General features: G+C 71.2%; 12 protein-coding genes. 4 read left to right on the forward strand and 8 right to left on the reverse strand.

Features of this window, described 5'->3' with window-relative positions; all coding sequences use genetic code 11:
• Positions 1-74: 74 nt before the first annotated feature.
• Positions 75-1,100 (reverse strand): ATP-dependent 6-phosphofructokinase, encoded by a 1,026-nt coding sequence (locus tag IF47_RS0100520; RefSeq protein ID WP_031505803.1) that lies wholly within the window; start codon positions 1,098-1,100, stop codon positions 75-77.
• A gap of 280 nt (positions 1,101-1,380) precedes the next feature.
• Between IF47_RS0100520 and pta the strand changes: the two genes are divergently transcribed.
• Genes pta through pyk form a run of 3 tightly spaced genes read left to right on the forward strand, consistent with a single transcriptional unit; the run spans position 1,381 to position 6,262 of the window.
• Positions 1,381-3,561 (forward strand): phosphate acetyltransferase, encoded by a 2,181-nt coding sequence (gene pta, locus IF47_RS0100525; RefSeq protein ID WP_078591457.1) that lies wholly within the window; start codon positions 1,381-1,383, stop codon positions 3,559-3,561.
• Entirely contained in the window at positions 3,558-4,781 is a 1,224-nt protein-coding gene (locus tag IF47_RS0100530; RefSeq protein WP_031505805.1) for an acetate kinase, read from the forward strand. Before pta ends, IF47_RS0100530 begins: the two co-directional genes overlap by 4 nt.
• Before the next feature lie 53 nt (positions 4,782-4,834).
• Positions 4,835-6,262, forward strand: a complete 1,428-nt coding sequence (pyk, locus tag IF47_RS0100535; RefSeq protein WP_031505806.1) for a pyruvate kinase — start codon at positions 4,835-4,837, stop codon at positions 6,260-6,262.
• A gap of 95 nt (positions 6,263-6,357) precedes the next feature.
• Here pyk and IF47_RS0100540 read toward each other — a convergent pair whose 3' ends face one another.
• The 4 genes from IF47_RS0100540 to IF47_RS0100555 all read right to left on the reverse strand — a co-directional run bounded on the left by IF47_RS0100540 (position 6,358) and on the right by IF47_RS0100555 (position 10,602).
• On the reverse strand, positions 6,358-7,740 hold the full coding sequence (locus IF47_RS0100540) for a hypothetical protein (RefSeq protein ID WP_031505808.1): 1,383 nt from the start codon (positions 7,738-7,740) through the stop codon (positions 6,358-6,360).
• Entirely contained in the window at positions 7,730-8,260 is a 531-nt protein-coding gene (locus IF47_RS27345) for a DUF6114 domain-containing protein (protein ID WP_051716721.1), read from the reverse strand. Before IF47_RS27345 ends, IF47_RS0100540 begins: the two co-directional genes overlap by 11 nt.
• 102 nt (positions 8,261-8,362) lie before the next feature.
• Positions 8,363-8,980: a DUF6230 family protein gene (locus IF47_RS0100550; RefSeq protein WP_031505810.1), complete on the reverse strand. Its 618-nt coding sequence runs from the start codon at positions 8,978-8,980 to the stop codon at positions 8,363-8,365.
• Positions 8,981-9,642: 662 nt separating this feature from the next.
• Complete coding sequence (locus IF47_RS0100555) at positions 9,643-10,602, reverse strand: tetratricopeptide repeat protein (RefSeq protein WP_031505811.1); 960 nt, start codon at positions 10,600-10,602, stop codon at positions 9,643-9,645.
• Between the two features lie 162 nt (positions 10,603-10,764).
• Here IF47_RS0100555 and IF47_RS0100560 point away from each other — a divergent pair, with 162 nt between their 5' ends.
• A complete protein-coding gene (locus tag IF47_RS0100560; RefSeq protein WP_078591458.1) occupies positions 10,765-11,508 on the forward strand; it encodes a TetR/AcrR family transcriptional regulator in 744 nt (247 codons plus the stop codon).
• Here IF47_RS0100560 and icmA read toward each other — a convergent pair.
• The 3 genes from icmA to IF47_RS0100575 all read right to left on the reverse strand — a co-directional run bounded on the left by icmA (position 11,484) and on the right by IF47_RS0100575 (position 14,215).
• Positions 11,484-13,184: a coenzyme B12-dependent isobutyryl-CoA mutase large subunit gene (gene icmA, locus IF47_RS0100565; protein ID WP_031505814.1), complete on the reverse strand. Its 1,701-nt coding sequence runs from the start codon at positions 13,182-13,184 to the stop codon at positions 11,484-11,486. The two genes, IF47_RS0100560 and icmA, sit on opposite strands and share 25 nt — an antisense overlap.
• A 147-nt stretch (positions 13,185-13,331) precedes the next feature.
• A complete protein-coding gene (locus IF47_RS0100570) occupies positions 13,332-13,667 on the reverse strand; it encodes a DUF3817 domain-containing protein (RefSeq protein WP_031505815.1) in 336 nt (111 codons plus the stop codon).
• A gap of 38 nt (positions 13,668-13,705) precedes the next feature.
• A complete protein-coding gene (locus tag IF47_RS0100575) occupies positions 13,706-14,215 on the reverse strand; it encodes a MarR family winged helix-turn-helix transcriptional regulator (protein WP_031505817.1) in 510 nt (169 codons plus the stop codon).
• Between the last annotated feature and the right edge of the window lie 81 nt (positions 14,216-14,296).

The raw sequence follows: 14,296 nt of genomic DNA on the forward strand, positions 1-14,296 counted from the left end.
GCGAAGAAGCCGTGCGGCGGCGCCCTTGGTCAGGGCGCCGCCGCACGGGCGGGAGGTCGGAGGTCCGGAAGGGTCTAGAAGACCGCCTCGGTCTCGTCCATCCGGTCCTGCGGCACCGTCTTCAGCTCCGCCACCGCGTCCGCCAGCGGCGCCATCACGATCTGGGTGCCGCGCAGGGCCGTCATCATGCCGAAGTCACCGCGGTGGACGGCCTCCACGGCGTGCCAGCCGAAGCGGGTGGCCAGCACCCGGTCGTACGCGGTGGGGGTGCCGCCGCGCTGGACGTGGCCGAGGATGACCGGACGGGCCTCCTTGCCCAGTCGGTGCTCCAGCTCGATGGCGAGCCGGTTGCCGATGCCCGTGAAGCGCTCGTGACCGTACTGGTCGATCTCGCCCTTCTCGTACGGCATCGAGCCCTCGGCCGGACGCGCGCCCTCGGCGACGCAGACGACCGCGAACTTCTTGCCGCGCGAGAAGCGCTCCTCGATCATCTTGCACAGGTCGTCCACCTGGAAGGGCCGCTCGGGGATGCAGATCCCGTGCGCGCCGCCGGCCATGCCGGCCTCCAGCGCGATCCAGCCCGCGTGCCGGCCCATGACCTCGACCACCATCACGCGCTGGTGGGACTCGGCGGTGGTCTTCAGCCGGTCGATGGCCTCGGTGGCCACGGTGACGGCCGTGTCGAAGCCGAAGGTGCGGTCGGTGGCCGAGATGTCGTTGTCGATCGTCTTGGGCACGCCGACCACCGGCAGGCCGGCGTCGGCGAGCATCCGGGCGGCCGTCAGGGTGCCCTCGCCGCCGATCGGGATGAGCGCGTCGAGGCCGAGGCGCTCCAACAGCTCCTCGGAGTTCTCGCACGCCTCGCGCAACCTGCCGCGCTCCAGCCGTGCCGAACCCAGGATGGTGCCGCCCCGGGCGAGGATGCCGGAGACGGAATCGATGTCGAGTTCGCGGTAACGGCCGTCGAGCAGGCCCTTGAACCCGTCCTCGAAGCCGATGACTTCGTCGTTCCGGTCGACGACGGCGCGGTGCACGACCGAACGGATAACGGCGTTCAGACCGGGGCAGTCGCCGCCTGCGGTGAGGACTCCGATGCGCATGGGATCGCTTCTCCTGCTCGCTGCTGGTATCGGATGCGCCGCCGCGATTGTTTCATGTTCTGAACGCATCGCGAGCCGTCCGTGTCCGATCCCGTTCGACACGCGACACGGTCGGGCCCGGCGGTATGGTCAAGGGTAGGCCAAGGGAACAAGTGCACAGATAAGCCCTGGTAGAGCCGCTTTTCCGGCACTTTTCCCGACTGTGGCCGCGGGTACCCGGACAGGGCACGGACCACACGACCCGGGGTGCGAGGGAGCCGAGGGAGTAGGGAGAGCACACGTGGCGCGCAGTGTGTACGTGACCGGAATCGGCCGTGGGGACGGCCGTCAGGTCGTGGAACTGGGGGTCATGGAGCTCCTGTCCCGCCGCAGCGGCCGGGTCGGGGTCTTCCGCCCGCTCGCGCACGACGGTCCCGATCCCATCTACGACCTGCTCCGCAGCCGCTACCGGCTGTCCCAGCCCGCGGGGACCGTGGTCGGGCTCGGTTACGACGAGGCGGCCGCCGTCCTCGCCGAGAAGGGCACCGACGAGCTGGTCTCCCACCTGGTGGGCCGCTTCCACACCGTCGCCCGCGACTACGAGGCCGTCCTCGTCCTGGGCACCGACTACGCCGACACCGGCCTGCCCGCCGAACTGGCGCTCAACGCCCGGCTGGCCAACGAGTTCGGCGCCTCGGTGCTGCCCGTGGTGGCCGGGACGGACCACGAGCCCGACGCGCTGGCCGCCGAGGTCCGCAACGCCCACCACGCCTACGCCTCGCTGGGCTGCGACGTCATCGCGATGCTCGCCAACCGGGTCCCCGACGGCCACGCCGCCGAGGTCGCCCGCGTCCTGGGCGGGCAACTGCCGGTGCCGGTCTACGTCCTGCCCGAGGACCCGGCCCTGGCCGCGCCGACGGTCTCCCAGGTCGTGGACGCGCTGGGCGCCGAGGTGCTGCAGGGCGATCCGGACGGACTCGCCCGGGACGTGCGGGGCTTCGTCTTCGGCGGCGCGACGCTGCCCACCTTCCTGCCCGCCCTCACCGAGGGCTGCATGGTCATCACCCCCGGGGACCGCGCCGACCTCGTCGTCGGCTCCCTCGCCGCCCACGCCGCCGGCTCCCCCGCCATCGCCGGGGTGCTGCTCACCACCGACCGAAGGCCCGGCGAGGAGACCATGGCCCTGGCCGCCCGCCTCTCCCCGGGCACCCCGGTGCTGGCCGTCTCCGCCGGCTCCTTCCCCACCGCCGCCGAGCTGATGGCCGTGGAGGGCCGGCTCACCACGGCCACCCCCCGCAAGGCCGAGATAGCCCTCGGCCTCTTCGAGTCCCACGTGGACACCGGCCGGCTCGCGCAGCGGCTCTCGGTGGTCCGCAGCGGCCGGGTCACCCCGATGATGTTCGAGCACGAGCTGATCGAGCGCTCGCGCTCCGACCGCCGCCACATCGTCCTCCCCGAGGGCTCCGAGGAACGGGTGCTGCGGGCGGCGGAGGTGCTGCTGCGCCGGGGCGTGTGCGACCTGACCCTGCTGGGCGACGAGACCGCGATCCGCAAGCGCGTGGCCGAACTCGGCCTCGACCTCGGCCTGCTCGAACCCGACGAGGTCTTCGAGGGTCCGGGCGCCTCCGCCCGGGTCGTGAACCCGGAGGACTCCCCGCTGCGCGAGCGTTTCGCCGAGCTGTACGCGAAGCTCCGCGCCCACAAGGGCGTCACCTACGAGTTGGCGTACGACCTGGTCACCGACGTCTCCTACTTCGGCACCCTGATGGTCCAGGAGGGTCTGGCCGACGGCATGGTCTCGGGCGCCGCGCACTCCACCGCGGCGACCCTGCGGCCCGCCTTCGAGATCATCCGGACCAAGCCGGAGGCCGAGATCGTCTCCTCGGTGTTCTTCATGTGCCTGGCGGAGAAGGTGCTGGTCTACGGCGACTGCGCGGTCAATCCCGACCCGGACGCCGAGCAGCTCGCCGACATCGCCGTCCAGTCGGCCACGACCGCCGCGCAGTTCGGGGTGGAGCCCCGGATCGCGATGCTGTCGTACTCCACCGGCACCTCCGGCAGCGGCGCGGACGTGGACAAGGTGCGGCGGGCGACCGAGCTGGTGCGCGAGCGCCGCCCCGACCTGCCGGTGGAGGGGCCGATCCAGTACGACGCGGCGGTGGAGCCCTCGGTCGCGGCGACCAAGCTGCCGGGGTCCGAGGTCGCGGGCCGGGCCACCGTGCTGGTCTTCCCCGACCTCAACACGGGCAACAACACCTACAAGGCCGTCCAGCGCTCGGCCGGGGCCGTGGCGGTCGGCCCGGTCCTCCAGGGCCTGCGCAAACCGGTCAACGACCTCTCCCGCGGCGCCCTGGTGCCCGACATCGTCACCACCGTGGCCATCACCGCGATCCAGGCCCAACAGGATCGGCACGCGCGGGGCGTGCCACCGTCCGACCCCGGGGGGTCGGACGGCCGGACCGAGAAAGCGGTGAACTCGTGAGAGGCACTCGTGTCCTCGTCCTGAACTCGGGCTCCTCGTCGGTGAAGTACCAACTCCTCGACATGACCGACGGGTCCCGCCCGGCCGTCGGGCTCGTGGAGCGGATCGGCGAGCGGACCTCGCTGCTGCGGCATTCCCCGGCCGACGGCCCGCCGCGCGAGCGCGAGGAGCCGGTCGCGGACCACGAGACGGCGCTCAAGGCCGTCGCCGAGGAACTGGCCCACGACGGGCTCGGCCTGGACTCCCCCGAACTGGCCGCGATCGGCCACCGCGTGGTGCACGGCGGGCGGCGGTTCACCGAGCCGACCGTGATCGACGACGCGGTGGTGGACGAGATCGAGCGTCTGGTGCCCGTCGCGCCGCTGCACAACCCGGCCAACCTCGCCGGTATCCGCACGGCCCGGGCCCTGGCCCCGCACCTGCCGCAGGTCGCGGTCTTCGACACCGCCTTCCACGCCACGATGCCGGAGTACGCCGCCCGGTACGCCGTCGACACCGCCGTCGCCGACGAGCACCGGGTGCGCCGCTACGGGTTCCACGGGACCTCGCACGCGTACGTCTCCCGCAAGGCGGCCGAACTGCTGGGACGCGAGCCGAGCGAGACGAACGTCATCGTGCTCCACCTGGGCAACGGCGCCTCGGCCTCGGCGGTGGCGCGCGGGCGGTGCGTCGACACCTCCATGGGGCTCACTCCCCTGGAGGGTCTGGTGATGGGCACCCGTTCGGGGGACATCGACCCCGCGGTGGTCTTCCACCTGACGCGGGTGGCCGGGATGTCGGTCGACGAGATCGACATCCTGCTGAACAAGCGCAGCGGCCTGCTCGGCCTGTGCGGGGACAACGACATGCGGGACGTCCTGCGGCGGATGGAGAGCGGTCCGGACGCCGAGGCGGCCCGACTCGCCTTCGACATCTACGTCCACCGGCTGAGGAAGTACATCGGCGCCTACTACGCCGTGCTCGGCCGGGTGGACGTGGTGGCCTTCACCGCCGGGGTCGGGGAGAACGCGGCCGCCGTGCGAGAGGCCGCCGTCACGGGGCTGGAGGGACTGGGCCTGGCCGTGGACCCGGAGCGGAACGCGGCGCGCGGCGGCGGCCCTCGGCTGGTCTCCCCGCCCACCGCGCGAGTCGCGGTGGCCGTGGTGCCGACCGACGAGGAACTGGAGATCGCCACCCAGACGTACGCGCTGGTCGCCGACAGACCGGTCGACGAAACGTGAGCCAGCTCACCCCGGGAACGTTCCGCTGTTGAACAAAAGATAGGATCGCCCCCATGCGCCGTTCCAAAATCGTCTGCACCCTGGGCCCCGCCGTGGACTCCTACGAACAGCTCAAGACGCTGATCGAGGCCGGCATGAACGTGGCCCGCTTCAACATGAGCCACGGAAGCCACGCGGAGCACGAGGAGCGGTACCACCGGCTCCGCAAGGCCTCGCAGGAGACCGGTCGCGCGATCGGCGTCCTGGCCGACCTGCAGGGTCCCAAGATCCGCCTGGAGACCTTCGCCGACGGGCCGGTGGAACTGGTCCGCGGCGACGAGTTCACCATCACCACCGAGGACGTGCCCGGCGACAGGACCATCTGCGGCACCACCTACAAGGGCCTGCCGGGGGACGTCTCCAAGGGCGAGACGATCCTGATCAACGACGGCAACGTCTCCCTCCAGGTCATCGACGTGGAGGGGCCGCGAGTGCGTTGCATGGTCATCGAGGGCGGTGTGATCTCCGACCACAAGGGCATCAACCTGCCCGGCGTGGCGGTCAACGTCCCGGCGCTGTCGGAGAAGGACGTCGAGGACCTGAAGTTCGCGCTGGAGATGGGCTGCGACATGGTGGCGCTGTCCTTCGTCCGGGACGCCGCCGACGTCCGTGACGTCCACCGGGTGATGGACGAGGTGGGCCGGCGGGTCCCGGTGATCGCCAAGGTGGAGAAGCCGCAGGCCGTGGAGAACATGGAGGAGGTCGTCCTCGCGTTCGACGGCGTGATGGTGGCCCGCGGCGACCTGGCGGTGGAGTATCCGCTGGAGAAGGTGCCGATGGTGCAGAAGCGGCTCGTCGAGCTGTGCCGCCGCAACGCCAAGCCGGTGATCGTCGCGACCCAGATGATGGAGTCGATGATCACCAACTCCCGGCCGACCCGCGCCGAGGCCTCCGACGTCGCCAACGCGATCCTGGACGGCGCGGACGCGGTGATGCTCTCGGCGGAGTCCTCGGTCGGCCAGTACCCGATCGAGACGGTCAAGACGATGTCGAAGATCGTCCAGGCCGCGGAGGAGGAGCTGCTCTCGCGCGGCCTCCAGCCGCTGGTGCCCGGCAAGAAGCCGCGCACCCAGGGCGGTTCGGTGGCCCGCGCCGCGTGCGAGATGGCGGACTTCCTCAACGGCAAGGCGCTGATCGCCTTCACCAAGTCCGGTGACACCGCCCGACGGCTGTCCCGCTACCGCGCCGCCCAGCCGATCCTGGCCTTCACCACCGAACCGGCCACCGCCAACCAGCTCACGCTGAGCTGGGGCGTGGAGTCCTTCGTGGTGCCGCACGTGGACCACACCGACGAGATGGTGGACCTGGTCGACGCCGAACTGCTCAAGCTCCACCGGTACAGCACCGGCGACACCATGATCATGACCGCCGGTTCGCCCCCCGGCGTCCCCGGCACCACCAACATGGTGCTCGTCCACCACCTGGGCAACGACCAGCGCTGACGGCCCTCCCGAGGGCCCGTGCCCCGGACGGTCCGGAACGGACGGCGGCCCGCGCACCCGGTGGGGTGCGCGGGCCGCCGCTTTCGCGCGTCCGGTCAGCCTTCGTTGTACAACTGCATGCCCGGGATGTGCAGCTCGCCGCCGAACTGGCCGGCCTGCTTGACCGACACCTCGGTGAAGAACACCTCGGGGACGTTCAGCGGCGGCGGGGACTCGGGGCTGAAGGTGATCGGGATGAGTCCGAAGAGCCTGCCCTTGAGCTCCTCGGTGTACATGGTCACCGTGCCCTTGCGGATGGTGGAGGTGCTGCCCTTGGCCGCCTTCACATGGGCGGTCGTGCCGCCGGGGCCGTCCACGAGCTGGTGGAGGTCGCGGATGTCGACCGCCTTGGCGGTGAACTTCAGCACGTTCTTGACCGTGCCGTTCTGGGTGCGGACCTTGACGATGCCGTGGTAGTCGAGGCCGTGCAGCGTGAGCAGGCTGGTCTCCAGCCGCCACGGGGCGTTGGGCAGGACCGCCTCGGTCTGCTCGTCCTCGGCGTTCGCCAGCGCCTCGGCGTCGTGGGTCGGGCAGGGGTAGGGCTCCTTGCCGGAGGCGTCGGGCTCGGGGGAGGCGTCGGGCTCCTCGTCCTCGCCCGCGTTCTCCACGCCCTCGCCGACCTTCTCCGCGCCCTCGCGGACCGCGTCGCCGAGGTCCCGGACCCCCTTCTCGACCTTCCCCGCGTTCTCTGAATTCCCGGAGTTCCCGGCGTTCCCGGCGTTCTCGGCGGTGTCCCGGGCCGGGCCGTCCGACCCGGCGGACGGCGAGGGGCTCGGCGAGGCGGACGGGGACGCCTCGGGCTCCTCGGCGGCCTCCTCCGTCTTCCCGTCCTTCTTGCCCGGGGTGAGCAGGTCTCTGAGGGCGTCGCCCAGGCCCAGCGGATCCAGCGGGTTCCGGTTCTTCTCCTCCGTGGTCCGGGACGGGCTCGGCTCGGGCTCCGGCGCGGACCCCGGCTCGGACCCCGGCTCGCCGGCACCGGCGTCCGGGCCGCTCCGCTCCCCGGAACCGGGGGCGGGGTCGGACGTGTCGGAGCCGCTTCCGCCGGAACCGCCGCCCGATCCGGTGTTCCCCGGCCCGGTGTCCGTGCCGGGCCGCTCCTCGACCGGGGCGCCGGCCTCGGGTGCGGGGGAGGTCCCCGGCGCGGGGGACTCGCTCGCCCCGGCCTCGTCCTCCTCCACCTCCCGGTCGGGCGCGGTGACGCACGGACCGTCTTTGAAGGGGTTCTTCGGCAACGGCTCGGCGATGGCGAGCTTGGGGGTGAGTCCCATGCCCATGAGCACGGCGGACGGCATCGCCGCCAGCGCGATCGCCTTGCCCGCGGGGACGTGCAGCCGGGTCAGCAGCGGCTTCTTCGGGACCGCGTGCCGGGGGCCGGTCTTCCTCCGCCGGGGCGGCTCGGCCCCGGCTCCGCCTTCCTGGCGCACCTCGTCAGGTGTCATGGTGCTCCCCGTTCTGTCCGTTGTCCGCCCCGGCCGAGGTCGGAGCGGAGCCGACCGGGGCCGCCGCGTCCGGGGCGCCCGGGGCGTCCGCGGGCTCCGGATCGGCGGAGGCAGGTTCCTGCCGCTGCTTGACCGGCACCCACGAGATGCCCATCGCCCCGCCGATCAGGGCCGGCAGGAAGCCGAGGAGGAAGCCTCCGAGGTTGGAGACCACCAGGGAGACCAGGGCCAGCAGGATGGCGGCGACCCCCGAGAACACCCGGGAGTGCGGCTGGAACCACATGGTCAGGCCCAGCACGAACAGCAGCACGCCGATGATCAGCGATCCGGAACCCGTGGTGGTGGCAAGCCGGAAGGACAACTGCTCCAGGCTGGGATCGGCGTGCGGGATGTAGATGATCGGCACGCCGCCCAGCAGTGTCAGCAGTCCCGCCCAGAAGGGGCGCTGCCAGCGCCACAGGCGGAACGACTGCCGCCAGTGGCTGATGCGTTCACGCGCTTCCGGCGACTCGGCACTCATCGAAAACAGCTCCCTAGGGCCGAACTGTCACAAAGATCGAATGGCACTGCGGGGAGGCGGGGAACCGTCGCGACGGCCCCCCGCCTCCCGCCGCTCAGTGCGTCAGAAGCACTCGTTCTTGCCCTTGACGACCTTCATCGAGAGGCCGGAGAGCTTGAAGGTGCCGGCGCTGGTGGCCCAGGACGTCTGCTTGACGTCGGTGAGCACCGCCTTGTCCGCCTCCTGGGCGAAGGAGCCCGGAAGGACGGCGTCGCCGTCGTTCAGGCCCGGTCCCTTGGTGGCGTGGTTGGCCGAGACGCCGATGTTGATGTTGGTGAACGTGGCGTCGGCGTTGAGCTGGTCGAGGTCGATGTAGAGGTTCTTCGCCTCGACCACCTTGCCGCCGGTGCCCGCCGTGAGCTTCAGCGAGACGTCACCGAAGATCGGCACGGGCACCACGACGGACTGACACAGCCCCCGCAGGTCGGCTTCCTTGAACGCCGAGACCGCGACGGCGACCTTCTCGCCGTTGTGCTTGGTGTTGACCGATCCGTACTGCACGAACCCGTCGCCGTCCAGCCGGTCGACAGAGACCTTCGCCTGCTGACCGGAGATGCTGAACGACGCGGCGAGCGCACCCTGCGCGACGGCTATGCCGACCGCCGCCGTGGCGGCGACGCTCGGGACCATGACAACGGCGAACCGCTTCCATCTGGTCCCGCCACGAGCCACAGACTCCATGACTTTCCTCCTTCTCGGACGTACATCTCCGGCCCGGGCCGGGCCCGGACGGGATGGGAGAAGTGCTACGTCCTCGGGAAGGAGAGCGCCGTCCTCCTCGAATCCGCATGGATTTTCGAGGCGCCGGCGATCACCCCCGAGCGACAACCACATGGCCACGCTCTCGCGCAACCTGCCGGACAGGCCCTGCCGGAAGACAGAGACCCCCCTGTCCGCGGCCGGCGTGGGTATCGCCGGCCGGCTCGGTGGGGATCCAGCGCCCGCCGGTGTCCGGGTGTGGTGTCCCGGCTGCGGACAATGGACCGAGCGTGGCCGATCGTGGTGCATGAGCGCTCAGGGCACAAGGGGCTCGTTACTTGCGAGTAACGGACGTGTAAACACGACCGTGCGCAGTCCGAGGGAGTCGGCACGGAGTGTTGCCGACACGCACGGGACGAGGATGGATGAAAGGGGCGTCTTCGCTCCAATTCCCTCCATGGACTTACTGGGAGTAACAGCGACCGAGATTACCAAGTTTTGGTAAAACCACGGTCGTTGTTGGCCTCCTTGTCAATAAGCCGTCGGCGCACCCCGCCGGCACACTCCGTGGACAAGCCCCGGTCCCGAGCCCGTCGACGCGCCCCGTCGACGGGCTCGGGACCGTGGAGGACGGTCGGAGACGGTCAGAACAGGACGCGGGCCAGGGCGCCGCGCGCCGCGACCACCCTCGGGTCCTCGGAACCGACCACCTCGAACAGTTCCAGAAGGTGCACACGCGCGGCGTCCCGGTCCTCCCCGGCGGTGAGCCGGACCGTGTCCACCAGGCGTCCGAAGGCGTCCTCAACGTGCCCGCCCACCAGGTCCAGGTCGGCCGCGCGGATCTGGGCCCGGACGTCGGTGGGGTTGTCGGCGGCCTCCTTGCGCACCTGGGCCGTGTCCAGGCCCTGCACCCGCTGCAACAGTTCCGCCTGGGCCAGCCCCAGCTTGGCCTCGGTGTTCCCCGGGTTGTCGGCCAGCACGTTCCGGTACGCCTGGACGGCGCCGCCCAGGTCGCCCGCGTCCAGCGCCGAGTGGGCGGCGGCCAGGGCCGGGTCCTCCGGCGCCCGGGGCGCGGCCTGGGCCTGCTCGCCCTCGCCGTCGACGGGCACGCCGGTGAGCCCGAAGCGCTCCTCGGCCACCTGGACCAGTTGGTCCAGCACCTGGCGGACCTGCTGCTCGGGCGCGGCGCCCTGGAACAGCGGCAGGGCCTGGCCGGCCACCACCGCGAAGACGGCGGGGATGCCCTGGACGCCGAACTGCTGGAAGAGCATCTGGTTGCGGTCGACGTCGATCTTGGCGAGCACGAAACGCCCGGCGTACTCCTGCGTCAGCCGCTCCAGCACCGGGCTGAGCTGCTTGCACGGCTCGCACCACTCGGCCCAGAAGTCGATGACGACCGGGGCCTGCGTGGAGCGCTGGAGCACCTCTCGCTCGAAGTCCGCCTCGTCGACGTCGATCACCAGGGGAACCGGGGCGGCCTGCCCCTCGCCCTGCTGGCGGGCGGCCCTGGCCCGGGCCTCCTCCGCCTTCTGCTTGGCCTCTCCGGCCGCCTTCACCGCGGCGAGGTCGACCACTCCGCTCATGGACATGTTGCGTGGCTGCATGAGACCAGTCTCCCCCGTCTCCGAACCGTTCCGTGCAGCGTGTCGCGAGTCGGCACCGGATCCCCACCCGGCACCCGTGGTTGTCGCTCCGGCCCATGGTGTGACCGCAGTCTTTCGATACGGGTCGTAGCGTAACTCATGACCGGCGCTACAGTCGGCCCCATGGCCGACTCCCCACGCCGCACGGGCAGGCCGCGCAGCACCGCGGCCGACCGCGCGATCCTCGACGCGACGCGCTCCGCGCTGGTCGAGTTGGGCTGGGGCGGGCTGACGATGGGGGACGTGGCCCTGCGCGCGGGGGTGGCCAAAACCACCCTCTACCGCCGTTGGTCGAACAAGAACGAGCTGGTCGTCGACGCGGTGGCGGTCCTCTTCGACGAGTTGGAGCTGCCCGACCGCGGCAGCCTGCGGGCCGACGTGGAGGGCGTGGTGCTCTCCTTCGCCGAGTTGTTGGAGCGCCCGGAGACCAAGACGTCCCTGATGGCCGTCGTCGCCGAGGCCACGCGCGACGAGGCCCTGCGCGCCCGGATCCGCACGGCCATCGTGGAGCGTCAGAAGCACCTGGTCGTCGAGGGACGCCGCCGCGCCCAGATCCGCGGCGAGCTTCCCCCTGATCCGCCCGGCCCCCGAGGCGCCGCGCAGGCCGCCCGCGCGGTGGATCTGATCTTCGACGTGATCGCGGGCGCGGTCGTCCACCGCTGCCTGGTCAGCGCGGAGCGCGTCACCCCCGTGTGGGCCCGGACCCTCGCCGCCCTCCTCCTGAGCGGTCTGACGGCCGGCGCGCCCGGTCCGGCGCCGGCGTCACCGGCCGCGGCCCCGTCTCCCCCGCCGCACGGTACGGCGGAGGAGACGGGGGAGGCGGGGTCGGACGGCCGCGGGGATCAGAAGCCGGCGGGCTCGGTGTAGACGCCCCACTCATCGCGGAGCGCGTCGCAGATCTCGCCCAGCGTGGCCTCGGCCCGTACCGCCTCCAGCATGGGCTCGATCATGTTGGAGCCGTCGCGGGCGGCCTCCAGCATCGCGTCCAGGGCGGCGCGGACGCGCGCGTCGTCGCGCTTGGCCCGGCGCTCCGCCAGCAGGCGCACCTGCTCGCGCTCGACCTCGTGGCTGACCCGCAGGATCTCCAGGTCGCCGGTGACGGAACCGGTGTGGCAGTTGACGCCGACGACCCTCTTCTCGCCCTTCTCCAGCGCCCGTTGGTACCGGAACGCGGCCTCGGCGATCTCGCCGGTGAACCAGCCGTCCTCGATGCCGCGCAGGATGCCGGAGGTCATCGGACCGATGGGGTGGTTGCCGTCGGGCACCGCGCGGCGGCCCCGCTCCTTGATCTGCTCGAAGATCTTCTCGGCGTCGGCCTCGATCCGGTCGGTGAGCGCCTCGACGTACCAGGAACCGCCCAGCGGGTCGGCGACGGAGGTGACGCCCGTCTCCTCCATCAGCACCTGCTGGGTGCGCAGCGCGATCTCGGCGGCCTGTTCGCTGGGCAGGGCGAGGGTCTCGTCCAGCGCGTTGGTGTGCAGGGAGTTGGTGCCGCCGAGCACGGCGGCCAGGGCCTCCACGGCGGTGCGCACCACGTTGTTGTACGGCTGTTGGGCGGTGAGCGACACCCCGGCCGTCTGGGTGTGGAAGCGCAGCCACTGCGCCTTCTCGCTCTTGGCGCCGTACACGTCCCGCATCCAGCGCGCCCAGATCCGGCGGGCGGCGCGGAACTTGGCGATCTCCTCGAAGAAGTCGATGTGCGCGTCGAAGAAGAACGACAGGCCGGGGGCGAAGGCGTCGACGTCCAGGCCGCGCGAGAGGCCCAGCTCCACGTACCCGAAGCCGTCGGCGAGGGTGTACGCCAGCTCCTGCGCGGCCGTGGAGCCCGCCTCGCGGATGTGGTAGCCGGAGACCGACAGCGGCTTGTACGCCGGGATGTGGTGCGCGCAGTGCTCCATCAGGTCGCCGATCAGCCGCAGGTGCGGCTCCGGCTCGAAGAGCCACTCCTTCTGCGCGATGTACTCCTTGAAGATGTCCGTCTGGAGGGTGCCGTTGAGCACGGAGGTGTCCACGCCCTGCCGCTCGGCGGCCACCAGGTACATGCAGAACACCGGCACGGCCGGGCCGCTGATCGTCATCGAGGTGGTGACGTCCCCGAGGGGGATGTCCCGGAAGAGGACCTCCATGTCGGCCGCCGAGTCGATCGCGACACCGCAGTGGCCGACCTCGCCCAGCGAGCGCGGATCGTCGGAGTCGCGGCCCATCAGGGTCGGCATGTCGAAGGCGACCGACAGACCGCCGCCGCCCGCCGCGAGGATCATCTTGTACCGCTCGTTGGTCTGCTCGGCGTTGCCGAAGCCGGCGAACTGGCGGATGGTCCAGGTACGGCCGCGGTAGCCGGTGGGATACAGACCGCGGGTGAAGGGGTACTCACCGGGCCAGCCGATCCGTTCGAACCCCTCGACGGTGTCGCCCGGGGCGGGACCGTAGACGGGCTCCACAGGGTCGCCGGAGAGCGTGGTGAAATCGGCATCCCGCTTGCGGGCGGCGTCGTAACGGGCCTGCCAACGGCGGCGGCCCTCTTCGATGGCGTCAGCGTCCATACCCTCGAATTTACTAGGACGTCCTAGTAATTGTCGATGGAAGATCGATGGAAGAACGCCGCGACGCCGCTCCGCCGACTCGAATGGCCGAGGCCCCGCGGGGACGCGGGGGCGCGGCGTGCGGAATCCCGGAACGGTGCCGGCGTCTCAGGCCTCGGCGGGGGCGGTGTCGTCCGTGACCAGCGGTTCGAGCTCGCGGGTCGCCTTGCGCTCCACGAAGAACGCCGCGGTCGGGATCGTGCCGGCGAGGAGCAGCCAGGCCAGCTTGCCGATGGACCACTTCGCCTTGGTGCCCAGGTCGAAGGCGAACACCAGGTAGAGCACGTACAGCCAGCCGTGGGCGATGCCGATGACGCTGGTGAAGGTCTCGGCGCCGCTCATGTCCAGCAGGTACTTGCCGATCATGCCGAGGCACAGCAGGATCAGCAGCACACCCGTGACGTAGGCCATGACCCGGTAGCGGGTCAGCACGCTCTTCTTCATGCGGACGAGCCTAACCGTCCCCCGCCGGGCCCCTTCCCTCAGCCCTCCTTGAAGTCCCCGGCCGCCACGCGCAGCGGACGCAGCAGCGCGAAGATCTCGCGGCACTCCTCGTCGTCGTAGGCCCCGAGCCCGAAGTCCATGGCCATCAGGTCGCGGGTCGCGGCCTCGCACACCTCACGGCCCTTGTCGGTGATGGAGGCGAGGGTGCCGCGCCCGTCGTTGGGGTTGGGGCGCTTGGCGACCAGCCCGGCCCGCATCAGGCGGTCGACGGTGTTGGTCACCGAGGTGGGGTGGACCATCAGCCTCTCGCCGATCTTCGACATCGGCAGCTCGCCCCGCTGGGAGAAGGTCAGCAGCACCAACGCCTCGTAACGGGCGAAGGTCAGGCCGTAGGGTTTGACGACCGCGTCGACCTCGGCGAGCAGGATCTGGTGCGCCCGCATGATCGAGGTGATCGCGGCCATCGACGGCACGGACCCCCAGCGCTGCTTCCACAGATCGTCGGCGCGGGCGATCGGATCGAACGACAGACTGAGCGGCTTCGGCACGTCTCCGACCTTATAGGCCTCTCATATCGTGGTGGGCGTCGTCTCACCCCTCGATCCGAGGGCGGGGGCGCCGGCGCACCG

It is taken from the genome of Streptomyces megasporus, assembly GCF_000718985.1.
In the GTDB taxonomy this organism is placed as follows: domain Bacteria; phylum Actinomycetota; class Actinomycetes; order Streptomycetales; family Streptomycetaceae; genus Streptomyces; species Streptomyces megasporus.